We start from the raw sequence: 17,373 nt of genomic DNA on the forward strand, positions 1-17,373 counted from the left end.
TCAAATGATTATGAATATAAAATGCAACAATTACAGTGTGATTGCTGTGTCCAGGGCAACTACCATCATGTCGTTGAACGTTTTTTGACGCTCTTCGGCAGATGTTTCTTCGCCTGTCAGCAAGTGGTCACTTACCGTCAGGATGGTCAGTGCGTTAACACCAAACTTGGCAGCGATAGTGTACAATGCTGTTGTTTCCATCTCTACGCCGAGTACGCCGTGTTTCATCAACTTCTCGGTTACGGAACGGTCATCGCGGTAGAAAGAATCGGAGCTGAATACGTTACCGACGTGAATCTTCATACCTTTAGCTGTTGCACGGTCATATGCTTCTTTCAGCAGGGAGAACGTAGCGATTGGTGAGAAGTCATAACCACCAAATACGTGTTTGTTCATGCTGGAATCTGTACATGCTGCTTGTGCAAGGATAACGTCACGTACACGTACATGCTCCTGCATACCGCCACAAGTACCCACACGAATCAGGTTTTTCACGCCATATTCGCTGATCAATTCGTTAGCATAGATTGCGAAGGACGGAATACCCATCCCTGAACCTTGCACCGAAATCCGGTGTCCTTGATATGTACCTGTGTAACCGAGCATTCCACGAACTTCGTTGTAACATACAACATCTTCGAGGTACGTATCTGCAATATATTTCGCGCGCAAAGGGTCTCCTGGCAAAAGGATCGTTTCTGCGATATCCCCGGGTTTTGCTCCAATATGTGTACTCATGAATGAATCTCCTCCAGTTATACAAATTAGTCTATTATGATGGCAGGACCGGAGCAGCCAAGCTACTCCGACCTCCCCTATCCAGTTTTGAAAAACTTATTTCAAATCTTTCAGGAAGCTGGTGCCGTATTCCGGCATTTTCACTCCAAAGTTCTCGGCGACGGTTGCGCCAAGGTCAGCAAATGTGTTGCGCAGATCAAGCTTTTTGCCCTCGCTGAAGCGCGGAGAGTAAGCAAGGAGTGGTACATATTCACGTGTATGGTCTGTACCACGGTATGTTGGATCGTTACCATGGTCAGCTGTGATCAGCAACAGATCATCATTGGTCATTTTGGCAAAAATCTCTGGCAGCCGTGCATCATAGTCTTCAAGTGCCTGAGCATAACCTTGCGGATCACGACGGTGACCGTACAGGGCATCAAAATCAACCAGGTTCAGGAAGCTGAGTCCAGTGAACTCTTCATCCATTGTTTCAGACAACTTGTCCATACCATCCATGTTAGAGACGGTACGAACAGCCTTGGTTACACCTTCGCCATCATAGATATCTGCGATTTTACCCAAAGCAATCACATCAAATCCACCATCTTGCAGTTCATTCATAACAGTACGACCAAAGGGTTTGAGTGCATAGTCATGACGATTCGCAGTACGTTTCCAGTTACCCGCTTCTCCTACAAATGGACGTGCAATAATGCGGCCGAGCATATACGGATCTTCAAGTGTAATTTCACGGCAGAACTCACAGATCTCATACAGTTCTTTCAGGGGAACAACGTCCTCATGTGCTGCAATTTGCAGAACCGAATCCGCGGATGTGTAAACGATGAGCGCGCCAGTTTCAACATGTTCTGCACCCAGCTCATCCAGAATTTCCGTGCCGCTGGCCGGTTTGTTACCGATCACCTTGCGGCCCGTTTTCTCTTCAATGCGTTGAATCAACTCATCGGGAAAACCATTCTCGAACACACGGAAAGGTGTATCAATGTAAAGACCCATTAGCTCCCAGTGACCTGTCATTGTGTCTTTGCCTCTGGATGCTTCCTGCATCTTGGTGTAATACGCTTTAGGTGCATCCGCTACAGGGACACCCTCGATTTCTTTGATGTTGGACAGTCCGAGACTGGCCATGTGAGGCATTTTCAGACCTCCGCGTTCACGTGCAATGTGACCGAAGGTATCTACATCAAAATCATCAAATTCTGCTGCATCCGGCGCTTCGCCGATCCCTACAGAATCCATAACGATCAGATGTACTCTTTTGAATGTTGACATAACCTAAGCACTCCTTCCAATAATCCGGTTTACAAGAACAGTCCAGTAATGATCGCTGACAGCACGCTGACAAGCGAAGCACCGTAAAGCAGTTTCAGACCGAAGCGGGCGACCACATTACCTTGCTTCTCATGGAGTCCCTTCACCGCACCAGCAATGATACCGATGGAGGAGAAGTTGGCGAACGACACGAGGAAGACAGATACGATACCCGTTGTTCTGGCAGACATTGCAGTCTCCTTCAAATTAAGCATAGCTACGAATTCGTTGGACACCATTTTGGTTGCCATAATACTTCCTGCCTGAATCGCTTCTTTCCATGGAACACCCATGATAAAGGCAAATGGTGCAAACACATAACCAAGTAGCTCCTGGAACGAAATGCCAAGCACCGCGCTGAAAATTCCGTTAACAAGTGCGATCAAGGCAACAAAACCGATTAACATCGCAGCTACGATGATAGCAACTTTGAATCCATCCAGGATGTATTCGCCGAGCATTTCGAAGAAGGACTGTTTCTCCTCTTCCTGTACTTCCAATATATCTTCTTCCTCTGTAACCTCATAAGGATTCACAATAGAAGCAATGATAAAACCGCCAAACAGGTTCAGTACAAGAGCTGTAACCACATATTTCGGCTCGATCATGGTCATATAAGCACCAACAATCGACATCGATACCGTGGACATCGCCGAAGCACACAAGGTGTACAGCCGATGTTTTGGCAACAACCCAATTTGTTTTTTCACAGAAATGAACACTTCAGATTGCCCCAATACAGCCGAAGCAACCGCGTTATATGATTCCAGTCTGCCCATTCCGTTGATTTTGCTTAATACCAGACCAATATATTTTATAACAAAAGGCAAGATTCGGATATACTGCAGTATCCCAATGAGTGCCGAGATGACAACAATCGGCATCAATACGCTGAGGAAGAACGGCGCCCCCCCGCTCTCTGCACCTACGGTAGTTAAACCCCCAAATACAAATGCGATACCTTCATTCGCATAGTCGAGTAAACTTTTAAATACGGTCGCGAAACCGCCAATTAAAAAAGTACCCACTCCTGTATTCAACAGAGCATAAGCTAGTATAACTTGCAAAACAATCATGATAGCCAGCGGCCGGTAACGTATCTGCTTTTTGCCGTTGCTTGCGATATAAGCCAGTCCAAAAACAACGAGTAAGCCGATAATGGCAATTAGAAATTTCATTTGATTTCTCCTTTGAAGGTAGTTAAGCCGGATGTGAAAATTCAGCTCAAAGGGCTCTTAAGCATTCTTATCAGTAATCTTTCAGAAAACTTATGAAGCGCTTACAATAAGTTCAGTTAATTAAAATATAAGTGTAAGTTGTATTCCCTGTACCTGAGTCGAACGCCCAAGTACAGAGAATATAACATTACTTTTATTTATTAAGCTTTTTCTTGATAAGATGCTTTTGCTTAATAAGAAGATGTAGACTGACCACCCTGCATAATCTTCACGCCAGAACTTGCACCGATACGAGTTGCACCCGCTTCGATCATTTTTTGCATATCTTCCAGGCTACGTACGCCACCGGAAGCTTTAACGCCAATATCAGGACCTACAGTACGACGCATCAAAGCGATATCCTCTGGCGTTGCTCCACCTGTGGAGAAACCTGTAGAAGTTTTAACAAAATCAGCTCCAGCTCGCACAGCTGCCTGACAAGCACGTACTTTCTCTTCATCCGTCAACAGACAAGCTTCAATAATAACTTTCACCAAAGCTTTACCCGCAGCCGCTTCAACGACAACACGAATATCTTGTTCAACGTAATCATCATTGCCATCTTTCAAAGCACTGATGTTGATGACCGTATCGACTTCAGTTGCACCTTTAGCAATCGCATCTTTCGTTTCGAAAGCTTTTGTCTCCGATGTAGATGCTCCCAGAGGGAAACCAATAACGGTGCAGATATCTACGCCAGTACCCTGCAACTGCTCAGCAGCATAAGCAACCCAGCCTGGATTAACACATACGGAAGCAAACTGGTATTGCTTCGCTTCTTCGGTTAACTTGGCCATTTCACTTTGCGTTGCGTCCGCACGAAGCAACGTATGGTCGATCATTTTCGCTAATTGTGGTGTAGTCAATTGAATCTCTCCCTTATCTGAACTAGTTATTTTCTATACACTTACACTAACATGAACATATGTAAAAATCAACTTGAACTTTTGTTCACATTTACACTTACATTTCTTCTTCGTTATATTTTCTTCCTAAAAAAGCAAAACATCCGCCCTTTTTACGTGGCAGATGTTGTCATCCATATCCATTTGAAATTAAAATCGAAGTAATGCCTGCGCTGTGTACTGATCCGTGACCAGAATATTTGCGTAATGACCTTTGAGCGCGGCGTGTATGGCTTCAATTTTGCGTTGTCCCCCAGCGACAAGGATTGATTTTTCCTTATTTCTCAACTCGGCTAAATCAATTCCAACGGTTCTGCTGTTAATCTCTTCACTGATCAACTGACCTTCCGCGTCGAAAAAGCGTGAACAAATGTCACCTGCACCGGAGTTCATCAGCAATTGTTGCTCTTCTTCATTGAAGTAACCGAGCCTGAACAATAATGCATCTTCTTTCACAGTACCCACGGTAAACAAAGCAATGTTGGCCTGTCTACCAAGTTCCACGATTCTGCCGATATGTCGATCCGCTTCTACCATGTTTTTTACTTCAATGTTGTCGAAAATAACAGGCAGCGGCAGATACCTTGGTACCGTATGGAATGCCTCAGCGAACAAATGAACAATCTCAGCGGCATACGTATTGACATGGGAGTGGCTTACGCCCCCCTTCAATTGCACGACTTCGACACCTTTAACCTGCTTGGGACGAAGCTGGCGTGCTACAGCATGCATGGTTGTTCCCCAAGTCACCCCGATAATATCTGCATCCTGAACCGTCTCTTGAAGGTAGTCTGCTGCTCTTTTGCTGATATGCTTCTGTATTTCCTCATCACTCTTCAACGGGGTAAAACACACAAGTGCCGTATCCAGATCATATTTTGACTTAAGTTCTCCGGCAATGATGTCGATATCCTCCAGCGGGTCCATAATTTCAATCCGGACATATCCACGATCTTTGGCGTACTGAAGTAACCTTGATACGGTTGGACGCGACACGCCCAACCTTGCGGCAATATCCTGCTGGCTATAATCGGACTGATAATACAATTTCGCTGCTTCAATGCTTAATCGTTGCTTCTCCAGGTCCATTCCCATGTGCGCTCATCTCACTCATCCTATTGTCTTTGGAAAATAAATACTCGTCCTGTATATTATACATGGATTGAGTATCCGGTCACCATATAACATCCAATTCAGTATCATGATCGATCCATTCATTCATATCCCTTTCTGACGTATAAAAATGGGGAAACGATGCATACTACTGCGGTCGCTTCATCATTGCCAAGATCAATTCACCCCATTAATCGCACAGAGAGGAAGAACTACATGTCTACCTTATTGTATATTACTGCCCATCCTCATGATCATGAAACCTCCTTCAGCATGGCTACGGGCAAAGCATTTATTGATGCTTATCGTGAAAGTCACCCTTCTGATGAGGTAGTTCACCTCGATCTGTATCGTTCGGATATTCCGCATATCGATGCGGATGTCTTCAGTGGTTGGGGCAAACTGCAATCGGGCAGTGATCTGACTGCCGAAGAACAGACCAAAGTAAGCCGTTTGAATGAACTATCGGATCAATTTGCCTCAGCAGATAAATATGTTTTTGTAACCCCGATGTGGAACTTCTCTTTCCCTCCTATTCTGAAGGCTTATGTGGACTCGATCTGCGTAGCTGGCAAAACATTTCGTTATACCGAACAAGGTCCTGTTGGACTGCTGTCTGATAAAAAAGCACTGCATATTCAGGCGCGCGGTGGCATTTATTCCGAAGGCCCAGCGGCTCAAATGGAATCCGGTCATCGTTACTTAAGCATTATCATGTCATTCCTCGGTGTGCCGAAGCTTGATGGCATTTTTGTTGAGGGGCATAATCAATATAAAGATCGTGCAGATGAGATCAAGCAACAAGCTATAGAGCAAGCACGCACTTTCGCAAAACAGTTCTAAGAGAGGTAGTTCAAAAAGTTGAATAACACTCAAAACATAAACAAAACCCGCGTGCGACCTAGGGGATAATCCCAGGAAACACGCGGGTTTTCAATGTATAATCAACCTAGAGCTTACTGATGTCCAGCACTGGCACGGCTCATGGTTTCAAGTTTACGTGTGATCGCATGACGGTCTACTTTCAATCCCCAGATCATTTCAATAATCTGTTCTTTCTCTTCAGGACTGTCGGCATGCTTCAATTGCATTAACAGATCATGCATTTGTTCATTAATGCCTTCAAATTGAATCCATAAATCCTGTCTTACCTCTTTGGAATCCAAATGATGATTCGCATCGACTTCTTCCTTCAATGCTTGCAGAATAGCATCTTTCCATTCGTCATCACCTAGCTGTTTCGCAATGTTCAGGAGATCCAGATAATCGTCAACAAGAAGTGAGTTCAATTCAGCATGTGTTTTCATCGTTTATTGCATCCCCTTTTCGTCTATTTACCAAGTATTATACTCGGTATTTCAGGATATGCAATAGCTGTCGGAAAAAGTTGATTTATGTAGCCTGTCCCTTCAACCTGTGAACAAGCAAATTACACAAGACAAAACCGATCAAAACGTACACACCGATCATCCCCACAATGCCTATCCATCCAAGATGACTGTAAAGCAGTCCACCTCCTGTTCCACTTACGCTTGAACCAAGATAGTAGAAAAATAAATACAACGCATTGGCCTGGGATTTGTGCTGATTGGCCACGAGTCCAACCCAGCTGCTTGCGATGGAATGACCGCCAAAGAAACCAAAGGCAAACAGGGCGAGTCCGATAATTTTGACCCAAAGCGCTGGATGAACGGTACAGACTGCACCAGCCAGAATAATTCCCAGCGCGATTCCAAGCACATGTGACCTGCCGTACCGATCTGCCAGCCTGCCCATCCAGGTGCTGCTTACCGTGCCCATCAGATATACCACAAAAAGACTTCCAACGATAGACTGGCTAAGATGATAGGGTTCACCCGTTAATTCAAAACCGATATAGTTGAACAGGGTCACGAACCCCCCCATCAGGAGAAAACCGAGTCCATACAGGCATAACAGCCTTGGATTGCGACATTGTGACCACAAAAGAGGTATTGGATTTTTGAATCCGGGTGCAGCTTTGACAAAATGACGGGATGGCGGGATGACAAGCCAAAAAATAACGGCTGCACACAGTCCAAGAATACCAATGAAACCCACAGCAGCGCGCCAACTGAACCAATCTGTCACCACACCGCTGATGAAACGGCCGGCCATGCCTCCTATCGAATTGCCACTAATATATAGGCCCATAGCATAACCAAGACTTCTAGGTTCAATTTCTTCTGACAAATATGTCATAGCTATCGCTGGCAACCCCGCGAGTGCCACACCCTGGAGAATACGAAGTAGAAGAAGCTCCGTATATCCCGGGCTGAATGCGCTGAGCAAAGCAATAACTGAAGATATCACCAGTGCAGCTGTCATTATAAAGCGTCGGCCCACAGAATCAGACATGGACCCGATGAACAGCATCGTCAGTGCCATGGCGATCGTTGTAACGGATAACGTAAGACTGGCGTGTGCCGGCGTAATGGAGAATGCGTTGCTAATCTCAGGCATCAGGGGCTGGAGGCTGTAGAGCAAAGCAAAAGTGACAAAACCTCCGGCGAACAGTGCAAGGCTAATGTTACGAAACGTCTTAGTTCCCTGCTGAATCATGGATGTTCCAACTTTCCCAGTAAGAAAGCTTCTTGGATCGACTGTGGTCTGATCGCCGGTCAGCGAAGCCTTCCATCTATCGTTATTTAGTGAACAATTTCCGCTCCATATGGGTTAAAAAATCATAACCATCTGGCGTTACAACAATTGTATCTTCGATTTGGAATCCACCAGCACCTAGCTCGTAATAGGGTACCTCAACACATAACACCATACCGGGCTCCAGTATACGCTGGTCCCCAGGGGAGAGGGTTATATCGTCGTACAGTTCCAACCCGATGGCATGTCCGACATGCTGACGTCGGTAATGTGGAATCCCTTCACGCTGTACGCGAGATACTGCCGCATGGAATACTTCCGACGCCTTGACGCCAGGGCGCACCGTTTCAAGTGCCGTCTCCCATCCACTTTTGACCGCAGCAAAATGTTTTTTCATCCAAGCGGTAGGCTCCCCTGCAACAACCGTGCGGCCCGTATCTCCCCAGTATCCTTCCAGCTGCAGGCAAAGATCGAAACGGACCTGATCTCCAACCTCAATCATATGAAAATAATTTTCGATGAGTGGTAGCGCACTACGTGGCCCTGCCCCTACCGCTGTCATTGCCGGAGTTCCACCCGCTCTCATCACAGCCAGACGATAATGATCGGCAAGTTGCTTCTCATGAACACCTGCTACAATCAGGTCAATTAGTTCCTGCTCAATCCGTTCATTTAATTGGGCAGCCTGACGAAGTTGCTCGATTTCGAAAGGTGTCTTGACCAGACGGATTTCTCGGAACAACTTATATGCGGGAATTACCGGTCTGTCAGGAACCTCCTCCCTGATTCTAGCCAGAATATCGGGAGCGATCCGCATCTCATCGATTCCAATCGGCTGATCTTCGATCTCAAGCTGTTTTAATGCGGCCTTGAGTGCTTCAACAGGACCCGGATGAATAACCGTCGTTTGCAGAAGAGAATAAAAGAGATCAATGTCGTCAGTGGAAGGTTTGCCTTCAATTGAACCTTCCACAAAGAAATCACTGTAGGCAAATATATCTACCCCCGTAATACCGAACTGAGCTACAACGCCTAACCGATTCGTTGGAATGACGATACAAGGCTTTGCAGATCTGTCGGCAGGTAAAACAGCATAAATCTGCATGGTCCAGTTGCTTGCGCGTAGCTGGGACCCGATGACATAGTGAATATTCTCCGGAGTTGTTGCTATCAGGGCGCTTAGCCCTTGAGTTTTCATCACTTCTTCCGCCCGGTCCCAGTTAAGACCTGAGCTATGGGATAGATGCTGTGAATTATTCATTTTGATCCAGTCCTCCTTTAGTTTTCCTGCGACCAAACAAACTTTCAAGTCCTGGTACAGAGCGCAACACTAGTTTAATCGTCATAAACAGAGCCAGCGCAAACGCGATCAATACAACAGACACCACGGCTATCGTTGGGTCCTGCCATTTCTCCATATACAGGAATAGTTGTATTGGCAACGTGTAGCTGTCCTGACGGAGCAGCAACAGAGCAGCCTCTACCTGATCAAAAGTGAAGACAAAAGCGATTGACCCTGACAAAAGCAGGGATAGTCGGAGCTGTGGCAGCGTAATTGTGAAAAAAATGCGTATCGGCCCAGCACCAAGGTCCGCGGCAGCTTCCCGATGAGCCGGGTGCAGATTGGCTAACGCACTGCCAACAATAGTGAGCACAAATGGCAGCACAATGACCGCTTCACCCAAAATAAGTGCAAACAGTCCGCCTGCAATATGCATTTTTGAGAATAAAATCAGGTATGCAATACCCAGCGTAATTTTTGGCATAACCATTGGAGATACAAAAAATGCCCTTAAGATACCAGAGCCCGGGAAAGGGTATTGCACGATTGCTAACGCAGCAAGCGTACCTGTAATCAAAGCCAGCAGAACCGCCCCTGTAGAAGCAATAAGGCTGTTCTTGAATGCATCGAGAAACTGGGTCTGCTCACTCAGATTGGCATACCACTTCAAGGTGAGACCTTCCGGGGGAAATTTGCTGGCTGAACCTGAGCCTACAGATGTCAACATAATCATCAGCAGTGGCAACAGCAAATAAATCGCTACGGCGCCCACGAAGATGTAGAGTAACAGCTTGGTGCCCCTGTTCGACTTAACCATACGCCTGACCTCCCTTACGGGAACGACGGAACATCAGCATTTCTGCTCCTTTATTCACAAGCAACGAGACAACAATGGAAGACACAAGTAAAAACAGGCTGGCAACCGCAGCCATCGGCCAGTTCGTGTCCAAGGTTCGCTGGTATATAAATACCGGAAGTGTCATGACTCTTCCCCCGCCGATCAGCTGAGGTGTGGTGAATGCGGTGAGACATAGCGTGAACACAATCTGCACCCCGCTTGCAATGCCTCTTGCCGATAAAGGCAGGGTAATGGTCAGGAACGTTCTCCAGTTGCCCGCCCCCAGATCCTGAGCAGCTGCCTTTAAGGAAGCGTCACTTTGGGACAGTACATTTAGGATCGGAAAGACCATAAATGGCAGAAAAATATGGACAAGGGCCACAACAACACCTGTCTCGTTGTATATCATGCTGAATCCTTCCTCGGTTAGCCCCAGACGGATGAACAGCCAGTTCATGAAGCCCTGTTTGGACAACAAAAGCTGCCATCCGTAAGAACGCACAACCGCACTGACAAGTAGCGGAAGAAACGTGAGTAGCAACAACCATTGCTTCATGCCAGGCTTCTTTAGACCCGCAATGCAATAGGCCAGCGGATAGGCAAGCAGAAGACTCCATAGCGTAACCTTGAAGGCAATGCGAAACGTTGTGCCAATCAGCTTCCAATAATAAGGGTCGGACAGAAACGCACGATAAGCTCCTAAATCCCAGCCCCGAATAAGCTTTCCATTCTCATACATATCAAAGCTATATCTGCCAAAGATCAGCAACCCACCCAGATACACGATGCCCATCAGAGCAAGCGCAGGCAACAGAAGCAGTAACCGGGTTACCCATGTGCGGTTTCCAAAGGAATACAGATTCACGATCCGTTCCGCGATCCGGTTCATATTCTTGCCCCCTGTACACGGTCATCAATGGGTTCGGATAACAAGAGCGCGTCCTCTGGATCAAAGCCAACCTGTATTGGCTCACCTGGACTATAACGTGAGGTTCCCCGCTGATGCAGCACACTGGCCTGAATTAGAAAACCCTCAGCAATCTGCACACTGTATCGAATATTTGCTCCGCCATACACCGCTTCAATCACGTGTCCATCCAGCTTGTTCAGGCAATGAGTTGCATCTTCTCCAAGTCGAATATACTCATTGCGGATTGATAAGGAATGTCGTGCTCCCGCTTTCGGTACAGCATTGCCATCACTGACTTTCACCAGCAATGGCTTGCCGAAGCATTCCACCCGAATTCCATTCACATCATGTCCCAGTACTTCCGTCTCAAAGAGATTGGTATCTCCAATAAACTTGGCCACGAAACTATCGGTCGGTCTTTCATAGATTTCATCAGGGGTTGCGTATTGCAGCAGCCTTCCATCGCGCATAACGCCAATTCGGTCAGACATATTCATGGCTTCGCTCTGATCATGCGTTACAAAGATAAACGTTCCGCCGAATTCACGCTGGATGCGTTTCAGTTCACGCTGCATATCGAGACGCAGCTGCATGTCCAATGCAGAGAGAGGTTCATCAAGCAGCAGCACTTCGGGTCTGTTGATCAGTGCGCGAGCAATGGCGACGCGTTGGGCCTGCCCCCCGGACAGCTCGGATACAGCACGCCTGCCATAGTCTCCGAGCTGGACTAGATCAAGCATTTCACCTACCTGCCGTTGGATATCGGCTTTTGGTAACTTCTTCACTTTTAGCCCATAGGCAATGTTGTTGAATACATCCATATGAGGGAACAGCGCAAGCTGCTGAAAAATCATATTGCTATTGCGTCCATAAGCCGGGATGCCAGTAACATCCCGACCTCCCAGCATAATGGTGCCCTGATCCGGTTGCTCAAGTCCGCCAAGCATGCGCAGCAGTGTTGTTTTGCCACAGCCACTCGGACCAAGCAAGGAAACGAATTCGCCCTTTTTCACTTGGAGTGTTACTTGATCAACGGCGGCTCGCTCACCATAAGTCTTCGTGACTTCCCTTGTTTCAATGGATATGGTCTCTTGTCCGCTGCTCATCTCTGATTCCCTCCCATCCATTCCAGGTTCATAACAAGACCCGGAATCGTAGTGTACCTGGCAACAATCCTTTTATTGAAGCTTTGTTTTCACGAGTCGATCCCATAGTTCTTTCCAAGAAGAACTGTTCTGTGCAAGCACATCCCAGTCTGGATTAATGCCGTTACTTTGCGTTTCGACGGAGAATGAAGGATCATCCTTGTACTTGTCCGGAACTGCAGCTGTCGTACTGGTTACCGGCGTACCCGTTGCTTCTGCATATTGTGACAGCGCCTCGGCGCTCAACAACTCGTTAATAATTTCATTTGCAACACGTGCTTGCTCAGGTGTTGAGCCCTTCACTACCTGAAGTGTGTACGGGAAGGAGATGGCACCTTCACTCGGATACGCTACGGCAAGTGGAGAACCACCATCAATCCATGTCTGTGCAACCTGTGCACTGAATGGGGCAATGAGCGCATCACCTGACTCCAGCAGTGCCTTCAGCTGATCATTGGATGAAACCAATGTGCCAATCTGGTCACTGCGATCTGCCCAGAACTGGAAGGCTGGCTCGGGATTTTCATAGGATGCGCCAATCTCTTGACCTTTGGTAGCAATAAGTGGGGAGATATATGAATAGAACATGTAGTCCCAGAGCGCAGTTTTTCCTTTGAACTCCTCGTTATCCCATAGATCGTTCCAGCTGGTAGGTGGCGTTTTCACCAGATCTTTGTTATATACCAGGGCGAAGCTCGAAACGCCCCAGACCACACCTTTATTTTCTGGCTTGTGGAAGGACTCGGGAATATCCTTAATATTGGTCACGATGCTGGTATCCAGTGGCTCCCACATGTCATCATTCAAGCCTTTTGCCGTCGCATCTGCATTGAAGTAACCGAAGTTAACAATCGGATTGTTGGCATCAGCCTGCTTGCCTGCGACCATCTTGGGGTACATTACCGAATTGGAGGATTCCTCAAAGGTGACTTCAACGTTGGGATGTTCTTTCACATACTCGGCAACCACTTCTTTCGGAACGACATCCTGATTGGAGCCAGCCCAGATAAACATCGTCAGCTTAACTTTGTCTCCGCTTGCTCCTGAAGAGTCGCTCTCTCCGGCAGTATTACTTGAGCTGCCTGCTCCACCGCAGGCGGAAAGCACCAATGTACCGGCCAGTGTCAGAGAGGCGAGGCTGAGAAAGCGTTTTTTGTTGGATTTGAACATGCAAATTCCCCCATCCATGTAGTTGGTTTTACCGATAAGACAGAACTAGATAGTCTCCATACACTTGATCAATGCAACCCTATTTGCTGGCGTAAACCTTCCATAATGTCGGATATCTCCCGTGGATCTACAGATAGGGAATCCTTATACTTCTCCTCTACAACGCCCATGGTCTGACGCTTCAGGTAGTCTCTTAGTGCAAGCGGAGCATTCAGCAAGGCCTGATTCAGTGTTACCTGCATCTCATCGCTCCATATGTCTTCAAATTGCTCCCGCGCCTTGCCAAAGGCGAATTCCTCCTGCTGCCGTGGTCGCTTGGCTCGCATTTGTTCGGTATCGCTCTCGTTCAGCTCCAGGCCGTCAATCACAACACCATATAACTCAAGAGCTTTCTCCGGGGATACCAGCCCACTTCTTACATCCTCCAGAACTAGGCGTGGTTCACGTTCAAGTGGATCACCATATCCGCCTCCGCCTTGCGACAGGAACGTAACCGTTTCTCCAGGTTGAAGCAGCAGCTCATCAATTCTTCCCAGATGATGCTCACTTGCACGTCCAGCATTAAGAATCGCTTCTCCATGTGAACCTACGCCACCACCGAGCCTGCCCCAGGGCTGGAACTCCATACGCTCCATGTTTCTGGCCGTCATCACGGTATCCGGTGTTAGAATTCTGACACATAAATCAATTCCGCTTCCGCCACGGAAGGTTCCTGCACCCGCCGAGTCAGCACGAAGACCATAATGCTCAATCAACACAGGCATCTCGGATTCCACCGTTTCCGCAGGAATATTCCGAAGATGACCGACCGCAAAATCCATGCCATCAATGCCGTCTTTCATCGGCCTAGCTCCCGAACCTCCGCAGATCGGCTGAATTACGCCCACCTTTTTCTTGCCATCGGATGCATCTGTCATCGCCATCATGACGATGCAGGCTTGTCCAGCTCCTGCCGCGGGAACCATACTGCCCTGAGCTTTCCCCAGTGCTCCCGTGATAACGTCCATCAGCCGGATAAAGGTCGCAGCACGTGCCCCAACTGCTGCCATCGGCTCCGGGTTTAGTACGGAAGCAGGCGGCGCGTAATTTCGCACCATACGAATCATGCCCGAATTCCAAGGAATGGTCGGATCGAGCGTACGGAAATAACGAATGAGTGCGGGCACCAGCATGTAATGGCCCTGTTGGTTGTGGGTAGGAATGTTGAATGAAGCCCTAACCTGAGGATCGGTGCCGCTAAAGTCCAGATGAATGTCACTACCTGCAATCGTCATCTTGCAACGCAACCGAATAGGATATCCCCCTGGTCCTTTCTCCAGATAGTCCCAGAAGTCATAGGAACCGTCCGGGATATCTTGCACGATAACACGTGCCTTCAGCTCGGCATATTCCAGCAAATGTTCGATGCCCTGCTGGATTTTTCCCACGCCATATCGTGCAATGAGTTCCTCAAGCCGTTGCTCTCCCCGATTCAATGCAGCCATAAGCGCTTTGAGATCACCGAGATTTTGCTCCGGAATTCGGCTGTTGTCCATAAACATTCGCAGGAACTGCTCGTTGAGAACACCAGCTTCATACAGCTTGACTGGTGCAATTCGAATGCCTTCCATATGAATATCGTAGGCGCTGGGAGATACGCTCCCCGGTACCTTGCCGCCCACATCGGATGAATGGACAAAGCACATGCCGTAAGCAATGATTCGCCCTTCGTGAAAATAAGGCTTGATGAGATGAATGTCTGGAAGGTGTGTGACCATGCCTTTGGTGGAATAAGGATCATTACATATGACGAGATCCCCTTCTTTCCAGTCTTCTATACTGTTAATGGTCGCAGCAGCAGGGATGCCCAGGGACAGATTGTAACCCGTCTCCAGCGGCGATCCGAACGTTTCCCCGGATGGAGATAAGAGGTAGGTTCCAAAATCGCCAGTTTCTTTGACAAAAGCGGTGAATCCTGTGCGCAGAACAACATTTGCCATTTCTTCCACGGCAGCTTGAATTCGGTTGTTAAAAATCTCAAGAAAGACCTTGTCGCCGATCATGCTTCCACCTCCCCAATCACGTTCCCATGCACATCCCGGTATACCTTATATCCTGGCGGAATAAAGATCGTTGTATCATATTCCTCCACAATAATGGGCCCGGGGATGGGGGCATCCACCGATGGAATTTGTCCCCTTTTCAGTACCTTGGCAATCTGCTGTACATGGTCAAAGGTGATGAGCCTTTCTTCCGCTACACTCTCATCAAATGGCAAATTTGCCGGATCTACCGTGTTATGGGTAGGTAAAACACCAACAATGGTTGCTCTGAGACTTACAAACATTACCTCTGCCTCTGGCTGACTAATGCCAAACACGTTTTGGTAACATGTATGGAATTTAATCCCTGCCTTCTTGGGATCTTGAATTTCTTCCAATGTCAGCGTGACCTCTATATCAAAGGCCTGTCCCTCATATCGCATATCCGCACTGTACAGGCAATAAATATTGTCCAGCTTGACACCACCACGGGCTTCCTCATCGACCCAGCTACGTCCCAGGTTTTCCAATTCAGCAAAAAGAGAGCTTAATTCACCACACTCCAGAGTCTGAGTGCTTTTGTGTAACGTATGAACGAAATCATTGCGGAGATTGGCAACCGTGCAGCCCATGGCACACAGTGTTCCCGGAGATGGCGGGATCAGCACTCTGCCGATACCTACCTCACGTGCCATCAGAAAAGCATGCATCGGGCCGGCTCCACCATATGCGAGCAGCGTAAAATCGCGGGGATCAACACCCTTGCGAGCCATGAGGGGAGAAAACTGGGCGTACATATTGGCAGTTGCCACATCAAGAATGGCTTGCGCAGTCTGTTCGGCATTCAGTCCAAGCTTCTCTCCCAGATTGCCCAGAGTACGCTCTGCAAGTTCGGGATACAGACGCATTTGTCCGCCAAGGAAATGGTCAGCATGCAGGATACCGAGCTGTAGATAGGCATCTGTGGTTGTCGGCTCTTCTCCCCCGCGCTGATAACATGCCGGACCGGGATTGGCTCCCGCGCTGCGCGGTCCAACCTTGAGTACGCCTACGGAATCAAGCCAAGCAATTGAACCACCACCTGCTCCTATAGCCGTTACATCAACAGCGGGAATGATGACAGGAAAATCTCCAACCTTGTTCTCAGAAGAATAACTCGGTTCTTTGTCAATAAGGGCGACATCAACGCTTGTCCCACCCATGTCAAATGTGATGACCTGATGAATGCCCGCTCGTTCAGCAATATGGGTCGCGGCCATTACACCGGAAGCAGGCCCGGACAGAAGCGTACGTACCGGCTCATTAGCCGCTCTGGCAGCCGTCATAATTCCACCGTTGGACATGGTCGACAGCAAGTTGGCTTTGAGGCCGTATGCCTGAATCCCTTCTTGCAGACGCAGGAAGTAAGACCCCATCCGTTCACCTACATAAGCGTTCATGGCCGTTGCGAGTGTTCGTTCGAACTCACGCTGTTGTGGCCAGATGGCGCTGCTTCGGCAGATGAACAGTTGCGGATAACGTTCCCTGATCAGATCTTCTGCAAGCTGCTCATGAGCAGGATTCACATAAGCATGTAAAAAACTAATCGCCAAAGCGGTAACGCCATCCTCCACCAGCTCATCCACCGATTGCAACAGTTGTTCCTCATTCAGTGGCTGGAGTATGCCTCCACTCGCAATGACCCGTTCATCGACTTCCTTAACGCGATGTCTCGGTACCAGAGCATCGGTCTTGTCACCATACAGATTGGTTGTATCCTCAAGTCGCAACCGGCGGATTTCAAGAATGTCACGGAATCCTTTAGTGACCAGCAGACCTGTAACTGCGCCATTTCGCTCAATCAACGTGTTGACGCCAAGCGTTGTTCCATGCACAAACAGATCAATCTCATGAATATTCACGCCACTCGCCTTCAACTGATCAAGTGCGTTAAAAATCGCCTGTTCCGGAGCTACTGCAATCGATGGCGTCTTCAGCGCCGCAATCACCCTGCCCTGATGGTCCATCACCAGCGCATCCGTGAAAGTACCTCCGATATCTATGCCTAAACGGTAGATTGTGTCCACAAGCTCAACTCCTTTATCACCGGGTCTGTTTCTAA

15 protein-coding genes are annotated in these 17,373 nt (G+C 47.9%); 1 reads left to right on the plus strand and 14 read right to left on the minus strand.

From position 1 onward, the window contains the following. Window positions 1–30 precede the first annotated feature (30 nt). From deoD to MKY01_RS17500, 5 genes are all read right to left on the minus strand, one after another. Window positions 31–738 carry a purine-nucleoside phosphorylase gene (gene deoD / locus MKY01_RS17480; protein ID WP_017688193.1) on the minus strand — a complete coding sequence of 236 codons (708 nt, stop codon included), beginning with the start codon at window positions 736–738 and terminating at the stop codon, window positions 31–33. Between the two features lie 96 nt (window positions 739–834). Next, window positions 835–2,013: a phosphopentomutase gene (gene deoB / locus MKY01_RS17485; protein ID WP_127549139.1), complete on the minus strand. Its 1,179-nt coding sequence runs from the start codon at window positions 2,011–2,013 to the stop codon at window positions 835–837. 29 nt (window positions 2,014–2,042) lie between these two features. After that, the gene (locus MKY01_RS17490; RefSeq protein ID WP_036613804.1) at window positions 2,043–3,230 is read right to left on the minus strand and encodes a NupC/NupG family nucleoside CNT transporter; all 1,188 of its coding nucleotides are present in this window, start codon (window positions 3,228–3,230) and stop codon (window positions 2,043–2,045) included. 230 nt (window positions 3,231–3,460) lie between these two features. Further along, a complete protein-coding gene (gene deoC / locus MKY01_RS17495; protein WP_339287202.1) occupies window positions 3,461–4,111 on the minus strand; it encodes a deoxyribose-phosphate aldolase in 651 nt (216 codons plus the stop codon). A 213-nt stretch (window positions 4,112–4,324) separates the two neighbouring features. Then, complete coding sequence (locus MKY01_RS17500) at window positions 4,325–5,263, minus strand: sugar-binding transcriptional regulator (RefSeq protein WP_036613997.1); 939 nt, start codon at window positions 5,261–5,263, stop codon at window positions 4,325–4,327. Window positions 5,264–5,503: 240 nt separating this feature from the next. On the opposite strand from MKY01_RS17500, the gene MKY01_RS17505 reads away from it, so the two are divergent. Next, on the plus strand, window positions 5,504–6,130 hold the full coding sequence (locus MKY01_RS17505) for an FMN-dependent NADH-azoreductase (protein ID WP_036613802.1): 627 nt from the start codon (window positions 5,504–5,506) through the stop codon (window positions 6,128–6,130). Between the two features lie 113 nt (window positions 6,131–6,243). Here the strand turns inward: MKY01_RS17505 and MKY01_RS17510 are convergent, their stop codons facing one another. The 9 genes from MKY01_RS17510 to MKY01_RS17550 all read right to left on the minus strand — a co-directional run bounded on the left by MKY01_RS17510 (window position 6,244) and on the right by MKY01_RS17550 (window position 17,338). Further along, on the minus strand, window positions 6,244–6,594 hold the full coding sequence (locus MKY01_RS17510; protein WP_036613800.1) for a hypothetical protein: 351 nt from the start codon (window positions 6,592–6,594) through the stop codon (window positions 6,244–6,246). An 85-nt stretch (window positions 6,595–6,679) separates the two neighbouring features. Next, the gene (locus MKY01_RS17515) at window positions 6,680–7,867 is read right to left on the minus strand and encodes an MFS transporter (RefSeq protein ID WP_127549137.1); all 1,188 of its coding nucleotides are present in this window, start codon (window positions 7,865–7,867) and stop codon (window positions 6,680–6,682) included. 82 nt (window positions 7,868–7,949) lie between these two features. Next, on the minus strand, window positions 7,950–9,167 hold the full coding sequence (locus MKY01_RS17520; RefSeq protein ID WP_339282855.1) for a Xaa-Pro peptidase family protein: 1,218 nt from the start codon (window positions 9,165–9,167) through the stop codon (window positions 7,950–7,952). Next, window positions 9,160–10,005: an ABC transporter permease gene (locus tag MKY01_RS17525; RefSeq protein WP_036613795.1), complete on the minus strand. Its 846-nt coding sequence runs from the start codon at window positions 10,003–10,005 to the stop codon at window positions 9,160–9,162. The genes MKY01_RS17520 and MKY01_RS17525 overlap by 8 nt, the downstream gene beginning before the upstream one ends. Next, entirely contained in the window at window positions 9,998–10,915 is a 918-nt protein-coding gene (locus MKY01_RS17530; protein ID WP_339282857.1) for an ABC transporter permease, read from the minus strand. Before MKY01_RS17530 ends, MKY01_RS17525 begins: the two co-directional genes overlap by 8 nt. Beyond that, window positions 10,912–12,042, minus strand: coding sequence for an ABC transporter ATP-binding protein (locus MKY01_RS17535; RefSeq protein ID WP_339282858.1), 1,131 nt, complete (start codon window positions 12,040–12,042; stop codon window positions 10,912–10,914). Before MKY01_RS17535 ends, MKY01_RS17530 begins: the two co-directional genes overlap by 4 nt. A gap of 72 nt (window positions 12,043–12,114) precedes the next feature. Continuing rightward, window positions 12,115–13,251: an extracellular solute-binding protein gene (locus MKY01_RS17540; protein WP_339282860.1), complete on the minus strand. Its 1,137-nt coding sequence runs from the start codon at window positions 13,249–13,251 to the stop codon at window positions 12,115–12,117. Between the two features lie 68 nt (window positions 13,252–13,319). After that, window positions 13,320–15,293, minus strand: coding sequence for a hydantoinase B/oxoprolinase family protein (locus MKY01_RS17545; RefSeq protein ID WP_127549130.1), 1,974 nt, complete (start codon window positions 15,291–15,293; stop codon window positions 13,320–13,322). Continuing rightward, window positions 15,290–17,338, minus strand: coding sequence for a hydantoinase/oxoprolinase family protein (locus tag MKY01_RS17550; protein ID WP_127549128.1), 2,049 nt, complete (start codon window positions 17,336–17,338; stop codon window positions 15,290–15,292). The genes MKY01_RS17545 and MKY01_RS17550 overlap by 4 nt, the downstream gene beginning before the upstream one ends. Between the last annotated feature and the right edge of the window lie 35 nt (window positions 17,339–17,373).

Origin of the sequence: Paenibacillus sp. FSL R5-0486 (assembly GCF_037975155.1) — a bacterium.
GTDB classification, from domain to species: domain Bacteria; phylum Bacillota; class Bacilli; order Paenibacillales; family Paenibacillaceae; genus Paenibacillus; species Paenibacillus amylolyticus.